The sequence below is a fragment of the Micromonospora sp. NPDC051296 genome (assembly GCF_040682255.1).
Taxonomy (GTDB): Bacteria; Actinomycetota; Actinomycetes; order Mycobacteriales; family Micromonosporaceae; genus Micromonospora; species Micromonospora craterilacus.
Window position 1 is genome coordinate 1 of sequence record NZ_JBFBAO010000074.1, and the last position, 22,759, is coordinate 22,759.

The 22,759-nt window shown below is 72.8% G+C and carries 20 protein-coding genes and 1 pseudogene; 11 read left to right on the top strand and 10 right to left on the bottom strand.

All coding sequences use genetic code 11. From position 1 onward, the window contains the following. Positions 1-80 precede the first annotated feature (80 nt). From AB0M52_RS11135 to AB0M52_RS11145, 3 genes are all read left to right on the top strand, one after another. Positions 81-500 carry a DUF6069 family protein gene (locus AB0M52_RS11135; protein ID WP_363951912.1) on the top strand — a complete coding sequence of 140 codons (420 nt, stop codon included), beginning with the start codon at positions 81-83 and terminating at the stop codon, positions 498-500. A 116-nt stretch (positions 501-616) separates the two neighbouring features. Continuing rightward, complete coding sequence (locus AB0M52_RS11140; RefSeq protein ID WP_363951914.1) at positions 617-1,615, top strand: tyrosine-type recombinase/integrase; 999 nt, start codon at positions 617-619, stop codon at positions 1,613-1,615. Positions 1,616-1,719: 104 nt separating this feature from the next. Further along, positions 1,720-2,178, top strand: coding sequence for a hypothetical protein (locus AB0M52_RS11145; protein WP_363951916.1), 459 nt, complete (start codon positions 1,720-1,722; stop codon positions 2,176-2,178). Here the strand turns inward: AB0M52_RS11145 and AB0M52_RS11150 are convergent, their stop codons facing one another. The 8 genes from AB0M52_RS11150 to AB0M52_RS11185 form a co-directional block, all read right to left on the bottom strand. Further along, on the bottom strand, positions 2,179-2,877 hold the full coding sequence (locus AB0M52_RS11150) for an ABC transporter ATP-binding protein (protein WP_363951918.1): 699 nt from the start codon (positions 2,875-2,877) through the stop codon (positions 2,179-2,181). A 76-nt stretch (positions 2,878-2,953) separates the two neighbouring features. Further along, entirely contained in the window at positions 2,954-3,922 is a 969-nt protein-coding gene (locus tag AB0M52_RS11155; protein ID WP_363951921.1) for an ABC transporter ATP-binding protein, read from the bottom strand. A 67-nt stretch (positions 3,923-3,989) separates the two neighbouring features. Further along, on the bottom strand, positions 3,990-6,704 hold the full coding sequence (locus AB0M52_RS11160; protein ID WP_363951924.1) for an ABC transporter permease: 2,715 nt from the start codon (positions 6,702-6,704) through the stop codon (positions 3,990-3,992). 114 nt (positions 6,705-6,818) lie between these two features. Then, positions 6,819-10,025, bottom strand: a complete 3,207-nt coding sequence (locus tag AB0M52_RS11165) for an ABC transporter permease (RefSeq protein WP_363951926.1) — start codon at positions 10,023-10,025, stop codon at positions 6,819-6,821. A gap of 111 nt (positions 10,026-10,136) precedes the next feature. After that, positions 10,137-10,805 (bottom strand): thymidine kinase, encoded by a 669-nt coding sequence (locus AB0M52_RS11170; RefSeq protein ID WP_363951955.1) that lies wholly within the window; start codon positions 10,803-10,805, stop codon positions 10,137-10,139. A 109-nt stretch (positions 10,806-10,914) separates the two neighbouring features. Next, entirely contained in the window at positions 10,915-12,312 is a 1,398-nt protein-coding gene (locus AB0M52_RS11175) for an MFS transporter (RefSeq protein WP_363951928.1), read from the bottom strand. Positions 12,313-12,333: 21 nt separating this feature from the next. After that, the gene (locus AB0M52_RS11180; RefSeq protein ID WP_363951931.1) at positions 12,334-13,101 is read right to left on the bottom strand and encodes a glycerophosphodiester phosphodiesterase; all 768 of its coding nucleotides are present in this window, start codon (positions 13,099-13,101) and stop codon (positions 12,334-12,336) included. 75 nt (positions 13,102-13,176) lie between these two features. Next, positions 13,177-13,959 carry a lysophospholipid acyltransferase family protein gene (locus AB0M52_RS11185; protein WP_363951934.1) on the bottom strand — a complete coding sequence of 261 codons (783 nt, stop codon included), beginning with the start codon at positions 13,957-13,959 and terminating at the stop codon, positions 13,177-13,179. A 177-nt stretch (positions 13,960-14,136) separates the two neighbouring features. Between AB0M52_RS11185 and AB0M52_RS11190 the strand changes: the two genes are divergently transcribed. The 4 genes from AB0M52_RS11190 (at position 14,137) to AB0M52_RS11205 (ending at position 18,391) form a co-directional block, all read left to right on the top strand. Further along, positions 14,137-15,549, top strand: coding sequence for a cytochrome ubiquinol oxidase subunit I (locus AB0M52_RS11190; RefSeq protein ID WP_363951936.1), 1,413 nt, complete (start codon positions 14,137-14,139; stop codon positions 15,547-15,549). A 15-nt stretch (positions 15,550-15,564) separates the two neighbouring features. Beyond that, the gene (gene cydB / locus AB0M52_RS11195; protein ID WP_363951939.1) at positions 15,565-16,563 is read left to right on the top strand and encodes a cytochrome d ubiquinol oxidase subunit II; all 999 of its coding nucleotides are present in this window, start codon (positions 15,565-15,567) and stop codon (positions 16,561-16,563) included. Positions 16,564-16,617: 54 nt separating this feature from the next. After that, positions 16,618-17,088, top strand: a complete 471-nt coding sequence (locus AB0M52_RS11200; RefSeq protein ID WP_363951942.1) for an OsmC family protein — start codon at positions 16,618-16,620, stop codon at positions 17,086-17,088. A 103-nt stretch (positions 17,089-17,191) separates the two neighbouring features. Next, positions 17,192-18,391, top strand: a complete 1,200-nt coding sequence (locus AB0M52_RS11205; RefSeq protein ID WP_363951944.1) for a GNAT family N-acetyltransferase — start codon at positions 17,192-17,194, stop codon at positions 18,389-18,391. A gap of 126 nt (positions 18,392-18,517) precedes the next feature. On the opposite strand, the gene AB0M52_RS11210 is transcribed toward AB0M52_RS11205, so the two are convergent. Together AB0M52_RS11210 and AB0M52_RS11215 are read right to left on the bottom strand one after the other, a co-directional pair. Further along, positions 18,518-19,219, bottom strand: coding sequence for a hypothetical protein (locus AB0M52_RS11210; RefSeq protein WP_363951958.1), 702 nt, complete (start codon positions 19,217-19,219; stop codon positions 18,518-18,520). A 66-nt stretch (positions 19,220-19,285) separates the two neighbouring features. After that, the gene (locus AB0M52_RS11215; protein WP_363951946.1) at positions 19,286-19,747 is read right to left on the bottom strand and encodes a peroxiredoxin; all 462 of its coding nucleotides are present in this window, start codon (positions 19,745-19,747) and stop codon (positions 19,286-19,288) included. A gap of 141 nt (positions 19,748-19,888) precedes the next feature. On the opposite strand from AB0M52_RS11215, the gene AB0M52_RS11220 reads away from it, so the two are divergent. From AB0M52_RS11220 to AB0M52_RS11235, 4 genes and pseudogenes are all read left to right on the top strand, one after another. After that, positions 19,889-20,617, top strand: a complete 729-nt coding sequence (locus AB0M52_RS11220) for an SDR family oxidoreductase (protein ID WP_363951949.1) — start codon at positions 19,889-19,891, stop codon at positions 20,615-20,617. Positions 20,618-20,721: 104 nt separating this feature from the next. Continuing rightward, entirely contained in the window at positions 20,722-21,171 is a 450-nt protein-coding gene (locus AB0M52_RS11225) for a helix-turn-helix transcriptional regulator (RefSeq protein WP_363951951.1), read from the top strand. 5 nt (positions 21,172-21,176) lie between these two features. Further along, positions 21,177-21,587, top strand: a complete 411-nt coding sequence (locus tag AB0M52_RS11230; RefSeq protein WP_363951953.1) for a VOC family protein — start codon at positions 21,177-21,179, stop codon at positions 21,585-21,587. Between the two features lie 67 nt (positions 21,588-21,654). After that, a pseudogene (locus AB0M52_RS11235) lies at positions 21,655-22,759 on the top strand (excinuclease ABC subunit UvrA); the annotation flags it as partial.

Consider the following 22,759-nt stretch of genomic DNA (forward strand, 5'->3'; position numbering starts at 1 on the left):
GATGCTCCCGGGATAGATAGTTCTGCACGAGACTATCTGATACGGTCTTGATTGTTGGTGTCCCCGATCGAGGAGCAGCCATGAGCAGCACCACCGTGCACCCCGCCAGCACCACCACCTCGACCCTGCGTCGCCGTGCCACGGGCGTGGCCGCGGCCGTGGTGGCGTGCGCCGCGATCTGGATCGTCGGCGCCATCGCCGGCGTCGACTACGCGGTACGCAGTCCAGGGCAGCCGGAGATGGTCGTCAACCTCGTCCCGGTGATCGTCTTCTCCCTCGGCTCGGCGCTGCTGGGCTGGGCGGCGCTGGCCGTCCTGGAGCGGGTCGCCGGCCGCCGGGCCACCGGCATCTGGTTCGCCCTCGCGGTGGTGGTGACGCTGCTGTCGTTCGCCCCTCTCTTCCAGGTCGACGCCACCGGCGGCGCCAAGGTCGCCCTGGGCTTGATGCACCTGGCGGTACCGGCCGCCCTGATCGCCCTGCTGCCGAAGCGCGACCACTGACCACGGTCGGCACTGACAGACGACCCCGCCCCGGCCGGGGTGCGCGCCGACGGCGATCATGAAGCCGTCGGCGCGCCTGATCGTCAACCGCTACCCGATCTGAGAACCTTTTTCACATGCGCGCGCAAGACACTCCGGTGCTGTACCGCCCTCCGGCCCATCCCGCCCTGCCCGGCGGGCCGACCGCCGTCACCGAGGCGTGGCTGCGCAACCGCCGCCTCAGCGAGCACACCCGCGACGCGTACCGCCGCGACGTCGCCGGCTGGCTGGCCTGGTGCACCGCCCGCCAGCTCGACCCGCTGCGGGTGAACTTCCTGCACGTCAACGAGTACGGGCGGGCGTTGGAGAGCACCCTGGCCGCGCGTACCGGCCGCCCGCTGACCCCGGCGACCGTGGCCCGCAAGCTGTCCGCCCTGTCCAGCTGGTACGACTTCCTGGTCAAACTGCGGGCCGTCGACACCAACCCGGTCGCCGGCGCCGACCGGCCCCGGATCGACCGGGACCACTCGGCCACCGTGGGCCTGACCCCCGACGAGGTCGACGCGCTGCTCGCCGCCGCCGAGGCCGAGACCGGGCCGATCGCCGCCCGCAACCGGGCCGCCATCGCCCTGCTGGCCGACCTCGGGCTGCGGGTCGGTGAACTGGTCTCGCTGAACGTCGACGACCTCGGCGTGGAGCGGGGGCACCGCAGCGTGCGCTTCGCCGGCAAGGGCGGCAAGCCCCGCCGCCGGGCACTCACCCCCGGCACGGCGTACGCGGTGGACGCGTACCTGGCCGAGCGGGCCGCCGACCAGGGCCTGCCCGTGCCCCAGCTCAGCGGCGCGTTGCTGGTCACCACCAGCGGAGCCCGGCTGGACCGGCACTCGGTGTTCCGGCTGGTCCGCCGGCTCGCCCGCAGCGCCGGGATACCCGCGTGGGCCCGGCTGTCGCCGCACTCGCTGCGGCACGCCTTCGCCACCACCGCCCGCGCCGAGGGGGTGCCGCTGGAGGACGTGCAGGACGCGATGGGCCACGCCGACCCGCGGACCACCCGCCGCTACGACCGGGACCGGCACAACCTGGACCGGGACCCGGCGTACGCCGTCTGGGCCGCCCGCGCCCGCCGCCGCGGCTGATCCGAGGCCGGCCCGGTCCGCCCGGCCAGGCCCGATCCGCCGGGCGGACCGGCCACCCCGGCTTTCCGCCCGCCGCGGCGGCCGATTCTCTACCGTCGGACGGTGTGGGCGCTGCGCAGCCGTGGAGCAGGCCGGCCCGACGACGCCAACCGGTGCGGGCCGGGCTCGTCTTCGTCGGCGCCGGGGTGGCCCTGTGCTGCATCGGCGTCGCCGGCCTCGGCGCCTGGAACGTGCAGGTGGTCACCCAGGCCGCCGGACCGGTCCGGGAAACCGCCGAAGGGTTCCTGCGGCAGGTCACCGCGGGCGACACCGACGGCGCGTACGAGCGGCTCTGCGCCGACTCGCGCAGCCGGTGGAGCGAGCTCGGCTTCACCAGCTGGGTACGCACCCCGCCGGTGGTGCGCGACTACGAGATCGTGGACGTGTCGGTGGCCACCCGCGGCGGCCGGCCGCACGGCACCGTCAAGGTGAAGCTGACCCGCGACACCGGCAGCGCCGAGCAGCGTGAGCTGACCGTGGTGCGGGAGCACGGCGACTGGCGGGTCTGCGGCGACCCGTACTGATCACACCCCGACCGGTTCGGTGGACTCGACCAGCCGGCCGTCGCGCAGCACCAGCACCCGGTCGGCCAGCTCCACCAGCGTCGGGTCGTGCGTGGCCACCAGGGCGGTCATCCCCCGGGCGTGCACCAGCGCCCGCAGCAGGTCCATCACCGCGCGGCCGGTCTCCGAGTCCAGCTGGCCGGTGGGCTCGTCGGCGATCAGCAGCGCCGGGTCGTTGGCCAGGGCCCGGGCGATCGCCACCCGCTGCTGCTGCCCGCCGGACAACTCGTACGGCCGCTGCCCGGCGTGGCCACCCAACCCGACCATCTCCAGCAACACCGACACCCGCTCCTCCCGCTGCGCCGCCGGCACCTTCGCCAGCCGCATCGGCACCCCGACGTTCTCCGCCGCGGACAGGATCGGGATCAACCCGAAGGACTGGAACACGAAACCGATGGTGTCCCGACGCAGCCGCAGCAGGTCCCGCTCACCGGCCGAGGTCACCTCATGGCCGGCCACCCACAACCGCCCGGAGGTGGGCCGGTCCAGCCCGCCGATGAGGTTCAACAGGGTGGTCTTGCCCGCCCCGGAGCGCCCCCGCACGGCGACCAGCTCACCCCGACCCGCTCGCAACGACACGTCCCGCACCGCGTGGACCACTCGGTCACCGCTGCCGTAGTCGCGGCACAGCCCCTCGACCCGGACCAGATCCTCGCTCACGCCGCCACCTCACTGCGCTCGACGTCGGCCTGAGCGTTATCCGCACAGTGCTGCTGGTTCACTCGCTGACGCTCGCTCACCGCGTACCCCTCTCGTCGCCGGAGCGGACCTGCACGTGGTCCGGCTCCAGGGTCAGCTTCACCCGGTCCCGCAGCGCCAGCGCGTCGACGAAACCGGCGGGCAGCTGCATCCGCCCGGCCCGGTCCAACACCGCGTACTCCTCGGTGACCAGTTCCTCGACGCCGTCGGCACCGACCCGCGCGGTGCGGTGCACCTCGGAGGCGGTCCGCCCGTCGCGGATCGCCACGGTCCGCCGGACCTGGGAGGCGACCTGATGGTCGTGGGTGACCACCACGATGGTGACGCCCAGCTCGGCGTTGATGGTGCGCAGCGCGCCGAACACCTCCGCGGCCGTCGCCTCGTCCAGCTCACCGGTCGGCTCGTCGGCGAAGAGCACCTCCGGGTCGTTGGCCACCGCCACCGCGACGGCGCAGCGCTGCTGCTCGCCGCCGCTCATCTGCCCCGGCCGGCGGTCCGCGCAGTACCCGACGCCGACCATCTCCAGCAGCTCCGTCGCCCGTCGCCGGCCCGCCCGGCCGCCCCGGCCGGCCAGCCGCATCGGCAGCTCCACGTTCTCCCGTGCGGTCAGGTACGGCAGCAGGTTACGTCCGGTCTGCTGCCACACGAACCCGACCGTGTGCCGCCGGTACCGCAGCCGCTTGCGCGCCGACATGGTCAACAGGTCGAAGCCGGCCACCCGGGCGATCCCCGCGGTCGGGGTGTCCAACCCGGACAGGATGTTCAACACGGTGGACTTGCCGGAACCCGACGCGCCCACGATGGCCACCAGCTCACCCCGGTCGACGACAAGGTCGAGGCCCTGCAACGCGACGACCTCCACCCCCTCGGTGGTGAAGATGCGCACCAGGCCGTCGCAGACGATGTGCCCGCGCAACCGGTCGGCGCCACCGGCGCGGGCGGCAGCCCGCTCCGCCGCCCGCCGTTGCAGCGTCGCGAGATCCGGTACTTCCCGCACCATGGTCATGCCATCACTCCGCTTCGCTCCGTGCCGACAATTTCCGACGCTGGTTGATTCGCTCGCTGACGCTCGCTCATGCGTTCTCCTCTCCCAGACGCAGCACCTCGCCGAGGCGCATCCGCCGGTTCACCAAGTTCTCCGCGGCCAAGCCGGCCAGCAGACCGAGCACCACCAACGCCAGCACCCCGCCCACCACCAGCGGGTCCAGGTGGTCGCGTATCGGCACGCCGGGGGCGAACGCGGACAACCCGAGGGTCGAGCCGAGCAGCCGGGGCAACGCCATCCCCACCGCCCCGCCGGTCAGGGCCGCGATCACCACCAGCGGCACCAGCTCGTACACCAGCAGCCGGCGGCCGTGGGCGGCGGACAGGCCCATCGTGCGCAGCCGGGACAGCATCCGGCCCCGACCGGCGGCGTCAGCGACCACCGCGAACCCGACGGCGAGTACGGCCAGTGCCGTGCCCCCGGCCGCGCCGGCGGTGAACGCCAGGGTCAGCACCTCGTTGGCCCCGGTGCGCTCCAGCCCCTCGCGGTACGCCCGCCGGGTCTCCAGGGCGGCCGGCAGCTGCGTCTGCGTCACCTCCCTGCCGAGCACCGCGGACTGCCGGCGGCGCTGCGCGTCGTCGGCCACCTCCAGCAGCTTCGCCTCGTCGATGTCGTCGCCGGCGATCAGGTACCGGTTCGGGATGATCGGCGTGAACTCGTACTCGGGCAGCGCCTGCCACGGCAGCACCACGAACCGGTCGACGCCCAGTCCGACGCCGGGGAAGGTGTCGGCCACCCCGGCGACGTGGAACTCGTACAGCCGGCCCTGGACGTCAACCACCGCACTGCCGCCGAGGCCCGCCGCCACGTTCGGGGAGACCACCGCGGGCACCGGCCCGTCACCCCGGGCAGCGGAGCGCAGCGCGGCGGGCACGTCGACGTCGACCCCGCTGCGGGCCACCACCTCGGCGAACGCCGGGACGTCCACCACCAGCACCCGTGCCGGGCTGAACACCGTGGCCTGCGGGCCGGTCTCCGACAGCAGCCGCCGGTTGGAATCCACCCACACCCGGGTCACCGTCTCCACCCCGGCCACCCCGGTCAGCGCGTCGGCCGCGTCGGGAGGGAAGGCGTACCCGGCCAGCCAGGCGTCGGCCGGGACGGTCAGCGTCGCGGCCCGGTCCCGGGCGGCGGCCACAGTGGTGGCGACCACCCCACCGAACACGCCGGTACTGACGGCGACGATCAGCACCGCCAGCGGCCCGAGCGCCACCGGCGCGCCCCGGCCGGCGCGGGCGACGCCGAGGAACATCAACGCACCCCGGGTTCGCCCGGCCAGCCGCCCGGCCAGTCGCAGCGGCCACGGCAGCAGCCGGATCGCCACCAACGCGGCGGCGACCGCGACCAGCACCGGCACTGAACTGAGGTACGCGTCGACACCGGCGGCCGGGTCGAGGCCACGGCGGCGCAGCAGCAGCACGCCCAGGCCGGCGACCACCAGCACGCTGACCTCCACGGTCAGCCGGCGTATCGACGGGCGCTGCCGGACCAGATCGGCCCGGCCGGCGACCAGCGCGCCCCGCCGCTGGGAGAGCATGGCCAGCAGCGGCACCACGGCGGTGGTGAGCACCGCCAGCAACAGCACCGCCCAAGGGGCCCCATCCGACCGGCCCGGCACCCGGGTGGCGACCAGCCAACCGAGCAGCACCGCGACGGGTTGCACGGGTGCCGCCTCGGCGAGAGTTCGTCGGCCGATCGCGGCCAGCGACGCACCTCGGGCCCGCAGCAACGCCAGCTCGTCGCGGCGGCGCTGCACCGCCAGCCGGGCGGCCAGCAGGATCAGCCCGAGCAGGCTGGCGACCAGTCCGGTCTGCGCGATGGCCAGCAAGGCCTGCACCGCGTACAGCTGTTCGGCGAACCGGATCAGGGTGACGTCCAGCGACGTCTGCACCGTCGCCAGCGACGTCTGCACCGCCGACTCGGGCAGCCATCCGACCTGCCGGGTGTCGGCCACCGCCGCGGCCACCGCCTCCAGTGTGGCGGTGTTCAGCCGCCGCTCGTCAAAGCGGTACCGCCATTCGTAGGTGGTCGGCGCGCCGCTGCCGACGGCCACGGCATCGATCCCGGCCCAGTCGGTGACCGCTGCGGCTAGGTAGGGCTCGCCGTCGACTACCGGCGCGACCGGGGCCAGCGCCAGCAACAGGTCGTCCCAGATCGGGTCGCCGGCATCGCGCGGGTTGAACACCCCGACGACCTGCGCCTGCGCCTGTTCCAACGCGCCAGGACCGGAGAAGCGCAGCTGGCTGCCCGGGCGCAGCGACAGCATCTCGGCCACCGCCGCCGACACCGCCAACTCGGCGGGATGGCCCACCTCGCTGCGGGGCCAGCGGCCGGCGGTGAGGACGGCCGCTTCCTCGACCCCGGTCTGTGCACGCAGGCCGACCTTCTTGAGGGCGCCACCATCCATCGGCGGGTCGTCACCGGTGGCGGTCAGCAACTCCTCGTCCAGCCTGGCGGCGTACCACCGGCGAGCCACCAGACCGGGCAGCGGCTGCGGCAACGCGTCGGCGAGCTGGTCGAGGCCGGCCTGGCCCGCCGCGGCCTCCACGGCGTCGTCGGGTTGCTGTTCGACGGCGACCGACACGTCGCGGACCAGGTGCGGCAGCCGGGCCACATCGGCGTGCAAACTCCGGTCGGCGTACCCGTTGGCCAGCCGAGGTACGGCGGTCACGAGCAGCGCCGCCACCAACCCCAGCACCGCCAGCAGACCCACGTGGGCGCTGTACGCCCTGATCCGCCTCACGATCACAGTGACCGCCTTCCGTTCGCGACTGCGGGGCTCGCAAGCTCACTCCTCGCGCTCACCGGGCCCGCCTTCCGTTCGCGACTGCGGGGCTCGCAAGCTCACTCCTCGCGCTCACCGGTCCTCCCCGATGCGGAGCTGGGTGGCGGCCAGCCGCCGCCGCATGGTCATCGACACCGCGGCGCTGAACGCCAGCGCCAGCAGCAGCAGGCCCAGGCCGGTGGCCACCACCGGTGGCCAGTCGACGCTCAACAGGGGCGGCGGGTTCGGGCGGTTGGCGGACGGGGTGAGGATGACCAGCGGCGCCATCGTCGCGGCGACACCGACCCCGACGGCCAGCCCGACCAGCACGCCCATCCCGGCCAGGAACGACTGCTCGGCCAGCAGCGATCTGGCCACCAGGCGGTGTCCGGCGCCGAGGGTGTGCAGCACGGCCAGCTCGGTGGCCCGCCGGCGGGCGGTCGCGCTGACGTCCACGGCCACGCCGACGGCGGCCAGCAGCACCGCGGCCACGGCGGCGGCGAACAGGGCACCCCGGGCACCCACCCCGAACGGATCCCGGGCCAGCTCGGCGGCGACGTCCTCCCGGTCCAGCACGGTCACGCCGCCGAGCGCGGTGGCCGCGGTGGCCGCCTGCTCCGCCTGCCCGGGCCGGGCGGCCACCCACCACTCCTCCGGCGAGCGGACGATGCCACGGTCATGGAAGATCCGGGTGCTCAGCGACGGCAGGTCGACCAGCAGGGCGGCCTCCTCGGCGTCGCCCGGCACCGTGGCCACGGTACCGACCACGGTGACGTTGACGTCGGCGCCACCAAGGGACAACTGCGTCTGCGTGCCGACGTCCCGGCGCAGCGCGGCGAGCGCCTGCGGGGTGGCCACCGCCGGCACTAGGCCGCCAGTCAGCGGCCGGGAGATGCCCAGGTGCAGAATCTTGCCGCTGGCCCAGGTGTCCGACGTTTCGCTGCGTGCATAGCGGGCCGCCAGGTTGTTGCCGGTGGCCGTCGACGAAGCCACCGGGCCGGCCCGGTCGACCAGCTGCCACTGCCCATCGGCAGCCAGGTCGACCGGCACGCCGGGGGAGGTGTCCGGGCTGGCCCGCAGGTCGGACAGCTGCCAGTCGACGGACATCCGGTCGGTGCCGACAGTTTCGGCGGTGAACCCGGCCAGCCGCCACACGTCCCCGGTCGGCAGCTCGACGGAGAACCGCAGCGGTTCGCCGCTCAGGGTGGCGCCCAGCAGCAGCCGCCGGTGCCCGTCCCGCGGCCCGGCGAGCACCACGTAATGGCGAACCGGCGCGACGACGCCGAAAGGGGCGGTGACCTGGGTGAGTAGTTGCCCGGTCAGCCGCCGGGCGCCCGCCGGCAGCGGGGTGTCCGGCGCCGTCACGCGCCCGCCGGCGAGGGTACCGAACAGCTCGTCGGTGGAGCCGTCGGCCAGGTCGGGGCGGATCCGCACCACCTGGCCGGCGGTCTGGGCGTCCAACGCCAGCACGGTGACCGGCTCGGACTCCGGCCCGACACGCAGGCGGTCCCGCCAGGCCGCGAGGACCGTCGCGGCGCCCGGCAGATCGGCGAACTGGTCGGCCCGGTCGTCGGGAGCGGAACCGTTGACCTCGGTCAGTCGCAGGTCGGCGCCGACCTGGTGGGCGGCCTGGTCGTCGAGGGACCGTCGGGCGGTGCCGGCGAGGGACCAGGCGAGGGTGCCGACCGCGACGGCGAGGGCGAGCAGCAGCACCGGCCCGGCGTGTGGACGCCGGCCGGCCTGCCAGGTGCCGAGCATGGTGGCGGTCCACGGTTTACGGTCCACCCCGCGTTCGGCGAGTCGGATCAGCGGGGGCAGCAGCCGCAGGGCGAGCACCGCCCCCGCCAGTACCCCGAGCGTGGGTGCGGCGGCCAGCAGCGGGTCGATGCCCAGCTCCCCGCCGCGGGATCGGGACAGCGGCGAGGAGTACCGGCTGAGCTGGTACCAGGCGAGCAGGGCCAGGCCGACCAGCACCACATCCAGCCCGGCCCGCTGCACCATGCCGCGCCGGCTCGGCCGGGACCGGCTGGCCAGGTCGGCGACGTAGCTTCCGCCGCGACGCAGGCTCGGCCCGATCATCGCCAGCGCGCAACCGGCAGCCGCGGCCCCGGCCACCAGCCACACCATCGAGTCGGGTGCGACGTCCGGGCGCAGCGACACCGCGGCGAGCCCGGGTAGCCCGCCCGCGAAACCGAGCAGCTCGGCGACGATCAGCGGGGCAAGGGCCGCGGCGGGCAGGACCACCAGGGTGGCCTCCCGGGCGGTCAGCCCGGCCAGTTGCCAGCGGCTGGCGCCCCGGGCGCGCAGCAGCGCGGTCTCGCCGCGGCGATGTTCGGTGAGCAGGATGGCGACCAGCAGCAGCGCGTACCCGCCGAGCACCACCACCAGCAGCATCGGGGTGACCAGCGCGGACCGGCCGACGAGGGTGGCCTGCTGCAACCGCGGCACCAGGACGGCGAGGTCGCTGCTGGCCACCGCGGAGTCACCAAGGCCGGCCGCCGCCGGGGTGGTGGTGATGATCCGGGTGGCCACCTCGGCCAGCCGGTCCAGCTCGCTGGTGGTGTTGATCGCGGAGAGGTCGGGCTCGACCAGCCAGCCGGCGGAGGCGTTGGCCAGGAAGTGGGTCACGAAGTCGTCGCGGTGCACGGTCATCGGGCCGTAGGTCGCCGTCTGCGACAGCGAACCGGTCGCCGCCTCGGGCGCGAGCCGCCAGTACGCGGCATCGGGATCCACGGGGGTGAACACGCCCACCACCGTCACCTCGGTGACCCGCTCGGTGAGCCCGTCGGTGATCGGGATGCGGTCGCCGACACCCACCCGTAGCGCCGCGGCGGCGGAGGCGGCCAGAGCGGTCTGCACCTCGGTCGCGCCGGCCTCGGGCCAGGCACCGGCGGTGAGCCGGGCGTGTGCGGGCAGGTCGTCGAGGAACATCACCGACGCGTAGATCTTGCCGGTGCGGTCGGCGACGGCGTCGCCGGTGTCGCCACGCAACTGCCGGCCGGCCGCGTATCCGGCCGTGGTGACCTGGGCGGCCAGCCCGTCCAGGTCGGTCCGCAGCCGGTCCCGCAGGGCGGTGTCACGCTCCCGCAGCGCCTCGCCGGTGCGCCCGGCCGAGGCCCGTACCAGGACCGACCGTTCCTGCGCGGTGGCCGCGGCGAGCACGTTGCGGGTGCCCGAGTCGACCACGTCCCGGTTGTACGCGGCCAGCCCGGTGAGGGCGACGGTCGCCACCAGCGCCGCCCCGGCCGCGGCGAGCAGCAGCCCCTTCGTCCCGCGGGCGCGCCGCAACGCGAACCTCATTCGTCCTGTACCCCCGCCGGTTCGCGGGCCGGGTGCGGCCCGTGGTCGCCATGTCGTCATGCACCAGAAGTGGCGGGCCCCCGGGAAAGGTTCGCAGCAGTGATCGTTTCGTTATCCGGAGCCGAGGTCGCCGGCGCGGTGGTGTCGCCGGCAGAGCACCTGGTAGCGGACCTCGCCGGTGTCGACCGTGTCACCGATGACGACCTGCTCGCCTTCGCGGACCACCCGTCCACCCGCGACGCGGGCGTTGAGCAGACCCTCCCGGCCGCACCAGCAGAGCACCTCGACCTGGATGCGGGCCACCGAGTCGGCGAGCTCGAACAGCCGCTGCGCGGCGGGGAACAGGCACGACCGGAAGTCGGTGGCCAGGCCGAAGGCGTACACGTCGACGTCGTAGCTGTCGACCAGCTCGGCCATCTGCTCCACGTGCTCGACCGAGTAGAAGCTGGCCTCGTCGCAGATCAGGTAGTCCACCCGCACCCCGTCGGCCCAGGCGTCGCGGACCACGGCCCGCAGGTCAAGCGAGTCGGTGACCTCGATCGCCTCGTGGGCCAGGCCGATGCGGGTGGTGACCTGCGGACCGAGCGAACGGTCGATGCGGGTGGTGACCAGGCCGCGGCGGCCCTGCCGGGAGTGGTTGTAGTTCATCTGCAGGGCCATCGTGGACTTGCCGCAGTCCATCGGCCCCCAGTAGAACCGCAGCGCGGCGGCGTGCGCCGGCCGCCCGTCGACGCCGCGGGCGGCGACGCACCCGGCCGGGTTGTCGCCCGGCCCGGCCAGCGGAGGTCGGGACAGGCAGGTCGGTACGGCGTCGTCAGCGGTCGTCACGGACGGGCAGCCTAGTCGATCGACGTCCCCGAGCCGATCATCGGCGGGCCGGCGGTGTGGGTCAGAGCACCCGCGGCGGGGTGTTCCCGGCGGCCACGATCGCCCGCCGCATCGGGACCGCCAGCAGCAGCAGGAAGCCGACCACGAAGAAGATCAGCAGGGAGACCAGACCCACCCGGTACGAGTTGGTGAGCTGGAACACCAGGCCGAACGCGAGCGGGCCGAGCCAGCTGGTGCCCTTGTCGCTGATCTCGTAGAAGCCGTAGTACTCGCCCTCCTTGCCGGCCGGGATCAGCTGGCTGAACAGCGAGCGGCTCAGCGCCTGGCTGCCGCCGAGGACCAGGCCGATGCCCGCGCCGAGCACCATGAACGGCAGCGGCGCCTCGGCGGGCAGCCGGAACGCCGCGACGATCACCGCCGTCCACAGCACCAGGCTCAGCAGGACCGTCTTCCACGCGCCGATCCGCCCGGCCAGGGCGCCGAGCCCCAGCGCGCCGCCGAAGGCCAGGAACTGCACCAGCAGGATCGTCACGATCAGGGTGCTCTGCCCGAGCCGCAGCTCCTCGGTGCCGTACTGGCTGGCCAGGGTGATGACGGTCTGGATGCCGTCGTTGTAGACCAGGAACGCCAGCAGGAAGAACAGCGTCAGCGGGTACGCCTTGATCTCCCGCAGGGTGCGGCCGAGCTGCCGGAACCCGTCGGTGAGCACGTTGCCCCGGCCACCGGCGGCGAGCGCGGCGGCGGTCGGGTGCTCCCGCAGCCAGCGCAGCGGCACCAGGGTGAACGCCGCCCACCACAGGCCGGCCGAGACGATCGACCAGCGGGCCAGGTCGAGGGTCCGCTCGGGCGTGCCGTTGTCGAACGACTGCACCGCGACGAGGTTCAACGCCAGCAGCAGACCACCGCCGAGATAGCCCAGCGCCCAGCCCCGGCTGGAGATGGCGTCGCGTTCGTCCGGCCCGCCCAACTGCGGCAGGAACGAGTTGTAGACCACGATCGCGGCACCGAAGCTGATGTTGGCCACCATGAACAGCGCGCCGCCGAGCAGGTACCGGTCACCGGTGACGAACATCATCCCCATGGTCGCGCCGGCCCCGGTGAACGCGGCGCCGGCCAGCAGCCGCTTCTTGTGCAGCGAGCGGTCGGCGATCGCCCCGATCACCGGCAGCACGAAGACCGTCAGCAGCACCGACAGCGAGATCAGGTACGGGTAGAACGAGCCGGCGGCCACCTTGATGCCCAGCGGGTAGACGTACCCGATGCAGTCGTCGGCGCCCAGCTCGCACCCGGCGGCGATCTTGGCCACGCTGGTCAGGAACGGCCCGAGGAACACCGTGATGACGGTGGTCTGGAAGGCCGAGTTGGCCCAGTCGTAGAAGTACCAGCCGGTGCGCTCACGGCGGGTGCTGGTGGGGGGTGGGGTGTCGTCGTGCGCGGCGGGGGTCACCGTCTCGGCCATGTGGGGTCCTTGCCCGGGTGTTCAGGCGGCCCAGTGGCCGCGGCTGCGGTAGACGTCGCGCAGCACGCCGACGTGGTCGGTCATGATGCCATCAACACCGAGATCAAGTAACTCGTGCATCTCGGCAGGTTCGTCGATCGTCCAGACGTGCACCTGCAACCCGAGCCGGTGGGCCATCCGCAGGAACCGGCGGTCGACCACCGGCACCCGGCCGTAGCGCACCGGCACCTGCGCGGCCACCACCGACGGCGGCAGCCGCACCGGCCGGCCGGTCAGCGAGGCCCACCGCAGCCGGGCCACCCCGCGCACCCCGAGACTGGTCGCCACCCGACCGTGGGTGAGGGCCCGCAGCCGGGCCAGCCGGCCGTCGCTGAACGAGGCCAGCAGCACCCGGTCGCCGGCGCCGGCCCGGGCGACCGTGGCCACCGTCGGCACCACGCCCCGGTCGGACTTGACGTCGATGTTGAACCGCACCTGCGGCCACGCGTCGAGCACCTCGTCCAGGCGGGGCACCACGGCGGAGCCGCCGACCCGTACCGAGGCCAGGTCCGCCCAGCGCAGCGCGGCCAACCGACCGCGCTGCCCGGTGACCCGCTCCAGGGTGTCGTCGTGGAACATCACGGCGACACCGTCGGCGGTGCCGTGCACGTCGGTCTCCACGTACCGGTAGCCGAGGCCGATCGCGCGGGCGAAGGCCGCTGTGGTGTTCTCGTCACCCTCGGCGGCGCCGCCGCGATGGGCGAAGGCCAGCGGGGCGGGGGAGTCGAGGTAGGGGTGACCGGACGGCACGCAGCGCAGTATGCCCGGCCCTGGTGATCATCGGGCGACCGGCCGGCAACCGGCCGGCAACCTCGACCCGTCGATTCAGCCGGCGGCGGGTCGGCGGCGGTGGGAGCGGCTCGTGTCGACCGGCCGGCCGGGGTCGACGTGCCGGGGACGGCCGGGCTCGTCCGGGCGCAGCGGGGCGAGGGCGTCGGTGAGGGCGTCGATGATCCGGTCGGTGGCCAGCCGCGCCGCGCCGGGCACGCCGTGGGTCAGGTCGGACAGGTCCACCGGGTCGCCGAAGTGCACCCGAACGGTCGGGCGGCGGACCAGCGCATGGGCGATGCCGCGCAGCAGTCCCTTGGGGGCCCGGTAGGGCAGTACCTCGTGGGAGCCCCACTGGGCGACCGGGATGACCGGGGCGCCGCAGGACAGGGCGAGCCGGGCGGCACCGGTCTTGCCGCGTTCGGGCCACAGGCCCGGGTCCAGGCCGATGCGTCCCTCCGGGTAGACCAGGATCGGCGCGCCGCCGGCGGCCGCCGCGGCGGCGGCGGCGTCCAGGGCCCGGTGTACGCCGCTGGTGCCCCGGTCGACGCGGATGTGGCCGGCGCGGCGCATGGCGGCGCCGATCACCGGGGCGCGGAACAGCCCACCGGTGGCCATGATCCGGGGGGCCACCCGACGGGCCCGGCAGGCGGCGGCCAGCACGATCGGGTCGAACGGGCTGATGTGGTTGGCGGCCAGGATCAGTGGCCCGCCGCGCAGCGGGGCGGGGATGCCGCCGGTGACCTCCAGCCGGGCCAGCAACCCGACGACCACGCGGGCGAGCAGTTGCGCGGCGCGCCAGATCAGCGGCGGCTGCCAGGGGGAGTGGAGGGTGTCCATCAGCGGGTCATGCTCCCACGGCCGGCGCCGGCGGGGGTGGTCAGGGCGGGCCGTACGGCAGAGGTGAGCAGGGTCATTGGTCCCGGGCCGGTTCGGGCCGCCCGCCTCTGCCAACCCTCGTACGACGGGCTGTAGTATCTACTACGTCTCGTAGTATGACTGGCTGGGGGTTCGCAGGTGGACGCATTGGACGTCGCCCGCTGGCAGTTCGGTGTCACCACCGTCTACCACTTTCTCTTCGTACCGCTGACCATCGGCCTGTCCGTCCTGGTCGCCATCCTGCAGACCCTCTGGCACCGCACCGGCGACGAGAAGTACCTCAAACTCACCAAGTTCTACGGCAAGCTTTTCCTGATCAACTTTGCCATGGGTGTGGTCACCGGCATCGTGCAGGAATTCCAGTTCGGCATGAACTGGAGCGACTACTCGCGCTTCGTCGGCGACATCTTCGGCGCACCCCTGGCCATCGAAGCCCTGGTCGCCTTCTTCCTCGAATCCACCTTCATCGGCCTGTGGATCTTCGGCTGGGACCGGCTACCCAAGCGCCTGCACCTGGCCAGCATCTGGGCCGCCGCGATCGGCACCAACCTGTCGGCGTACTTCATCCTCGCCGCCAACTCGTTCATGCAGAACCCGGTCGGCTACTGGGTCAACCCGGAGACCGGCCGGGCCGAGCTGACCGACTTCGTCGCCGTGCTCACCAACAAGGTCGCCCTGATCACCTTCCCGCACACCATCGCCGGCGCCTTCCTGGTCGCCGGGTCCCTGCTGGTGGCGGTCGCCCTGTGGCACCTGATCCGCAACCGCGACAGCGCCGACACCCCCGCGTACCGGTTCGCGGCCCGCTTCGGCTCCTGGGTCACCCTCGTCTCGGCCGCCGCCGTCGTGATCACCGGCGACATCCAAGGCAAGATCATGACGCAGGTGCAGCCGATGAAGATGGCCGCCGCCGAGGGCCTCTACACCACCGAGAGCCCCGCCTCGTTCTCCGTACTCACCGTCGGCAGCCTCGACGGCACCCGGGAACTGTTCGCCATCAAGATCCCGTACCTGCTGTCCTACCTGGGCACCGGCGACCCCAACGGCACCGTGCACGGCATCAACGACCTACAGGCCGCCTACACCGCCCAGTACGGCCCCGGCAGCTACACCCCGATCATCCCGGTCACCTACTGGAGCTTCCGCTTCATGATCGGATTCGGGCTCGCCGCCGCCGCCATCGCCCTGCTGGTGCTCTGGACCCAGCGCAAGGGCCGCACCCCGACCAGCAAATGGCTGCTGCGCGCCGGCCTCGCCATGCCCATCCTGCCGCTGCTGGCCAACTCCTTCGGCTGGATCTTCACCGAGATGGGCCGCCAGCCGTGGATCGTCTTCGGCGAGATGCTCACCCGCGACGGCGTGTCCCGCAGCGTGTCCCTCGCCGAGGTACTCACCAGCTTCGCCGCCTTCACCCTCATCTACGCCACCCTCGCCGTCATCGAGGTGAAACTGCTGATCCGCTACGCCAAGGCCGGCGTACCCGACGTCACCCCCGACCCCGAACCCGACGACACCGACGACGCCGAGCGTCCGCTCGCCTTCGCCTACTGACCCCGGAGCCCAACCGTGGAACTGACCACCATCTGGTTTCTCCTCGTCGCCGTGCTGTTCACCGGCTACTTCATCCTCGAGGGCTTCGACTTCGGCGTCGGCATGCTGCTGCCCGTACTCGGCCGCGACGACCGCGAACGCCGCGTAATGATCAACACCATCGGGCCGGTCTGGGACGGCAACGAGGTCTGGCTGATCACCGCCGGCGGCGCCATGTTCGCCGCCTTCCCCGAGTGGTACGCCACCCTCTTCTCCGGCTTCTACCTGCCCCTGCTGCTCATCCTGCTCGCCCTGATCGCCCGCGGCGTCGCCTTCGAATACCGCCACAAGCGCCCCGAGGCCGCCTGGAAACGCCGCTGGGACGCCGCCATCTTCTTCGGCTCACTCATCCCGGCCATCCTGTGGGGCGTCGCGTTCGCCAACATCCTGCGCGGCGTACCCCTTGCCGCCGACCACGAATACGCCGGCGGCCTGCTCGACCTGCTGCACCCGTACGCCCTGCTCGGCGGCGCGACCACCGCGGCCCTGTTCCTCACCCACGGCGCCGTGTTCGTCGCCCTCAAGACCGTCGGCGACATCCGGGACCGCGCCGCCGCCCTGGCGGTACGCCTCGGCGTGGCCGCCGCCGTCCTCGCGGTGGCGTTCCTGACCTGGACGCTGACCATCCGCTCCAGCGCCGCCGCCGTCGTGCTCGCCGTCGGTGCCGCCCTCGCGCTGCTCGGCGGTCTCGCCGCCGCCAAGGTACGCCGGGAAGGCTGGGCGTTCACCGGCACCGCCGTGGCGATCGCCCTGGCCGTGGCGACCCTGTTCGCCGCCCTGTTCCCGAACGTGCTGCCCTCCACCCTGGACCCGGCCGGCACGCTGACCGCCACCAACGCCGCCTCCACCCCCTACACCCTGAAGATCATGACCTGGGTGGCGGTGTTCTTCACCCCGATCGTGCTGGCCTACCAGGGCTGGACGTACTGGGTGTTCCGCAAGCGCATCGGCGTGGCCCACATCCCACAACACTGACCGCGATCGGGCCGGGGACCACGCTCCCCGGCCCGATCAGGCACCATGACCACCATGCCCCGCGCCCACACCTACCAGACCACCGTCACCTGGACCGGCAACCTCGGCACCGGCACCAGCGGCTACCGCGACTACCGCCGCGACCACGACGTCACCACCGACGGCCGCCCACCGATCGCCGGCAGCTCCGACCCCACCTTCCGCGGCGACCCCACCCGCTGGAACCCCGAACAGCTCCTGCTCGCCGCGCTGTCCCAGTGCCACATGCTCGCCTACCTGCACCTCTGCGCCGTCAACGGCGTCGTGGTCACCGACTACGTCGACCACGCCACCGGCACCATGACCACCGACGCCACCGGCAGCGGCCACTTCACCGAGGTCGTCCTGCACCCGCAGGTCACCGTCGCCGACCCGGACACCACCGACACCGCCACCGCCCTGCACGCCGACGCCCACCGCGCCTGCTTCATCGCCAACTCCGTCAACTTCCCGGTACACCACGAACCGGCCACCGTCACCACCTGACCAGCGCACCGCGCCGAACCCCACCCGCACCGCCCGCCGGTCGCGTCCTGGTCCGGGAACCCTCGCGTGCCGGCCCGACAAACCGGTCGACAGCATCGCCGCGATGGCTATCGTCGGGCACGTGCAACCCACCGTCGACGTCCGCGAACTCACCCCCGACGAGCTGACCGCCGCCTGGCAGCTCGGCCGGCTCGCCTTCGGCTCCGACCCGCAACCACCGCCACAGGCCGTCACACCCAGCCCCGGCCGCACCACCTACGGCGCCTTCGACGCCGCCGGGAACCTCGTCGGCAAGGCCGTCGACCTGCACGACGAGCAGTGGTGGGCCGGACGGGTCGTACCCGCCGCCGACGTCGCCGGGGTCGCCGTCGCCCCCGAAGCCCGCGGCACCGGCGTCGCCCGCACCCTGCTGCGCGCCCTGCTGCACGGCGCCCACGAACGCGGCGCCGCCGTCAGCGCCCTGTTCGCCACCACACCCGCGCCCTACCGGGCCTGCGGCTGGGAGGTCGCCGGGCAGCTACGCACCCTCGACCTGCCCACCGCCGCGCTGCCCCGACACCGCCCGCCCGCGCAGCTGACCGTACGCGGCGGCACCCCCGCCGACCTGCCCGCCGTCGCCGACCTCCACCAGCGCGTCGCCCGACACCGCTGCGGACTGCTCACTCGCAGCCACCCCCGCTTCCACCACACCGACGAACTGCCCTACGACGGGCTCACCCTCGTCGAACACCACGGCGGCCTGGTCGGCTACGCCGGCTGGGACCGCGGCCGCGGCTACGGCCCCGACGCCGTACTCACCGTCGAGGACATCCTCGCCAGCACCGCCGACGCCGCCCGCGCCCTCGCCGGTGTCCTCGCCAGCTGGCACAGCGTCACCCCCACCATCCGGCTGACCCCGCTGCCCGGCGACGCCGTCAGCGCCCACCTGCCCCTCGACATCACCCGCGAACACGAACGCGCCACCTGGATGCACCGGCCCGTCGACATCACCCGCGCCCTCCAGACCCGCGGCTGGCCCACCCACACCCGCGGCCAGGTCACCTTCACCCTCACCGACGACCTCGCCGAATGGAACACCGGCACCTGGCAGCTCACCGTCGCCGACGGCGACGCCCACCTGCACCGCGTCACCACCGAAGCGGACCTGCACCTGACCGTGCGCGGCTTCGCCCTGCTCCACACCTCGACCGCCACCGCCCGGACCCTCGCCGAGACCGGCCTGCTGCGACACACCACACCAGACCCGAGCGCCCTGGACCTGCTCGCCGCCGGCCCACCCGCCCAGGCCCTCGACTACTTCTGACCACCGACCGCCGGCCCTGCGACCCACCCCGAAACCGCCACCGGCACCACCGCCAGCGGGACCGGCAAACGGCGTCGGCCGGCCCGGGCACACCGCCCGGGCCGGCCGACCACGCCATACCGCCGCTCAGCCCGCCTCGCGCAACTCCGCCAACCGGGCCTCGATCTCCGCCAACTCGGCGCGCAGCTTCTCCGCCTGCCGCTCGGCCTCCGACCGCTCCGTCGCCAGGATCTGCTCCACCGCCTCGTGCACCCCCGGCACATCCACCAACGCCACCATCCGCAGCGCCTCCGCCGGCTTGAGCACATACGGCTTCGCCAACACCTTCGCGCCCTGCTGCGCCGCCACCGTCCACTCACCCTCGGCGTACGCCAGCGTCACCGTCAGCCCGGCCGGAGTCTTCGGCTTCGCCGCCTTCACCGCCCGCCGCGCCGGCTTCGCCTCCACCGTCTCCGCCGTCTCCACCTTCGACTCCTCCCGATCCCCAGACTCGACCCGCCGAGGCGGCGGCACCCGGTCCAACACGAACTCCGGCTCCACCACCGCCGGCTCGGCCACCACCGGCTCGACCTTCGGCTCCGCCGGCCGACGCCCCGCACCCCGCGGCGCCACCGCCAGATCGGCGGGGGAGAAGGGCAACTCGTCGCGCCCGAACCGCACCACCACGAACTCCTCGGACACCGCCGGGTCGGTCAACTCGACCACCTGACCCACCTGCCCGGCGATCTGACCGGCTGCGGCGGTGAACACCACCTTCGGCTTACGGCCCGCAGCCAACGCCTCCCGGACACCCTGCACCTCGTCATCGGACAAACCCTGGCCCGCCATCACGCCCTCTTCCGTACCCACGTCTGATCGCAGCCTTGATACCAGCCGGCTGCGACAACCGGAAGATCAACCCCCCAAGGCCCGCAACGCCCGGTCCGCGTGCTCGCTCATGCCCAGCTCACTGTGCACCACCTCGACGATGCGCCGGTCGGTGCCGATCACGAACGTCATCCGCCGCATGCTCAACGGCCCCAACGGCAACCGCCGCCGCACCCCGAACCGGTCCGCCACCACACCGTCCGGATCAGACAGCAACGGATAGTCGAACCCGTGCAGACGCGAAAACTCCGCCTGCCGCTGCACCGAATCCCGGCTGACCCCCACCCGCTGCGCCCCCACCGCCGCGAACTCCGCCGCCAGATCCCGAAAATGGCAACTCTCCGCCGTGCAACCCCGCGTCATCGCCGCCGGATAAAAGAACAACACCACCGGCCCCACCGCCAGAAACTCCGACAACCGCCGCGGACGACCCGTCTCGTCCGGCAACTCGAAGTCCTCGACCAGATCCCCGACACCCACACCCGCCACACATCCTCCTCACCCGAGACCGTCGCGGGCGAGCGTATGCCAACCAGCACCAGCACCCGTGTGCTCCACCACACCCTGCTCCCGCCGCCGCGACCACGGCGGTAACGTCGCCGCCACCAACCGGGGCAGGGGAGAAGGACAATGACGCCCGTCACCGTCATCACCGGCGGCAGCCGCGGCATCGGCGCCGCCACCGCCCGCCGCCTCGCCCACACCGGCCACCACATCGCACTCGCCTACCGCCGCGACCACACCGCCGCCGACACCGTCGTGGCCGATCTCCGCGCCACCGGCGTACGCGCCGTCGCCGTACCCGCCGACACCCGCGACCCCGACCAGGTCACCGCCCTGTTCGACGCCGCCGCCGAACTCGGCCCGATCACCGGCCTGGTCAACAACGCCGGCATCACCAGCCCGATCGGCCCCTTCACCGACCTCGACCCCGACGACCTGCGCCGCGTCGTCGACGTCAACCTCATCGGCTACATCCTCTGCGCCCAACAGGCCGCCCGCCGGATGACCGACGGCGCCGCCATCGTCAACATCTCCTCCGTCGCCGCCACCCTCGGCAGCCCAGGGGAGTACGTCCACTACGCCGCCGTCAAAGCCGCCACCGACGCCCTCACCATCGGCCTGGCCAAGGAACTCGCCCCGCACGGCATCCGGGTCAACGCCGTCGCCCCCGGCATCATCCGCACCGACATCCACGCCCTGTCCGGCCAACCCGACCGGCCCGACCGCGCCGCCGGCCGCATCCCCCTCGGCCGCCCCGGCGAACCCGACGAGGTCGCCGCCGCCATCGCCTGGCTACTCAGCCCCGACGCCTCCTACACCACCGGCGCCGTCCTGCGCGTCGGCGGCGGCCTCTGACCCCCGATTAGCACGGACGTTCGACCCGGCAGCGGCGGGCGAGGGGAGAGGCAACCCGCCGACCGGCTGGGCAACCCCGGCACCGCCGTGGCACGATTTCGCAGGTGACCAGCAGCCCCGCCGCAGCACAGCACCTGCGCGACCTCGCCCGGCTGCGCCGCGTACGCGACCGGATCGACCGGGAATACGCGCAACCGCTCGACGTCGAGGCACTCGCCCGAGGCGTAAACATGTCGGCCGGACACCTCAGCCGCCAGTTCCGGCTCGCCTACGGAGAGTCCCCGTACTCCTACCTGATGACGCGGCGCATCGAACGCGCCATGGCGCTGCTGCGTCGAGGCGACCTCAGCGTCACCGAAGTCTGTTTCGCGGTCGGCTGCGCCTCCCTGGGCACCTTCAGCACCCGCTTCACCGAACTCGTCGGCGTGCCGCCGAGCACCTACCGGGCCCAGACCGCCCGCGCGACCGCGGAGATGCCGCCGTGCCTCGCGAAACAGGTGACCAGACCGATCAGGAATCGAGAAGCGAGGGCCACCGAGCCGCAACTAGCCTGACCGGCATGGACATCACCATCAGCTACGCCTTCCTCCCGCAAACCGACCCGGACGCCGCCCTTACCTTCTACCGCGACACCCTCGGATTCGAGGTCCGCAACGACGTCGGATACTCGGGGATGCGCTGGATCACGGTCGGTCCACCCAAGCAGCCGGGCACGTCCATCGTCTTGCACCCGCCGGCCGTCGACCCCGGCATCACCGACGACGAACGCCGCACCATCCTCGAACTGATCGCCAAAGGCAGCTACGGCGCCATCACCCTGGCCACCGACGACCTCGACGGCGTCTTCGAACGGCTACAGGGCAGCGGCGCCGACGTCGTCCAGGAGCCGACCGAGCAACCGTACGGCGTCCGCGACTGCGCCTTCCGCGACCCCACCGGCAACCTCATCCGCATCAACGAGCTGCGCTGACCCGACCGGCCGGGCCACCGCCGCCCACCGGCCGTAGCCCCGCCCAACAGATGGAGAAGCGAGAAGCATGGCCACCACCTCGGACAGGCAGTCGCCGGCACCGCACGGTGCCGGCAGCCACGACCTGATCCGCGTGCACGGCGCGCGCGTGAACAACCTCAAGGACGTCAGCGTCGAGATCCCCAAGCGTCAGCTGACGGTGTTCACCGGCGTCTCCGGCTCGGGCAAGAGCTCGCTGGTTTTCGGCACGATCGCCGCCGAGTCACAGCGGTTGATCAACGAGACCTACAGCGCCTTCGTGCAGGGCTTCATGCCGACGCTGGCCCGGCCCGAGGTCGACGTACTCGAAGGGCTGACCACCGCGATCATCGTCGACCAGGAACGGATGGGCGCCGACACCCGCTCCACGGTCGGCACCGCCACCGACGCCAACGCGATGCTGCGCATCCTCTTCAGCCGGCTCGGGCAGCCACACATCGGACCGCCCGGCGCATTCGCCTTCAACGTCCCCTCCGTCCGAGCGAGCGGGGCGATCACGGTCGAACGCGGTGCCGCCACCCGGACCGTCAAGGAGACCTTCACCCGTACCGGCGGCATGTGTCCGCGCTGCGAGGGCCGCGGCTCGGTCTCCGACATCGACCTCACCCAGCTCTACGACGACTCCAAGTCAATCGCCGAGGGCGCCTTCACCATTCCCGGCTGGAAGTCCGACAGCTGGTGGACGGTACGGATCTACGCCGAGTCGGGCTTCCTCGACCCGAACAAGCCGATCCGCAAGTTCACCAAGAAAGAGATGCAGGACTTCCTCTACCGGGAGCCCACCAAGGTGAAGGTCGAGGGCGTGAACCTCACCTACGAGGGGCTGATCCCGAAAATCCAGAAGTCGTTCCTGTCCAAGGACAAGGAAGCCATGCAGCCGCACATCCGGGCCTTCGTGGAACGGGCCGTCACCTTCACCGTCTGCCCCGAGTGCGGCGGCACCCGCCTCAGCGAAGCGGCCCGCTCGTCGAAGATCAACGGAATCAACATCGCCGACGCCTGCGCGATGCAGATCAGCGACCTGGCCCAGTGGATCCGCGACCTCGACGAGCCCACCGTGGCGCCGCTGCTCGCCACGCTGGGACGGACCCTCGACTCGTTCGTGGAGATCGGGCTCGGCTACCTCTCGCTCG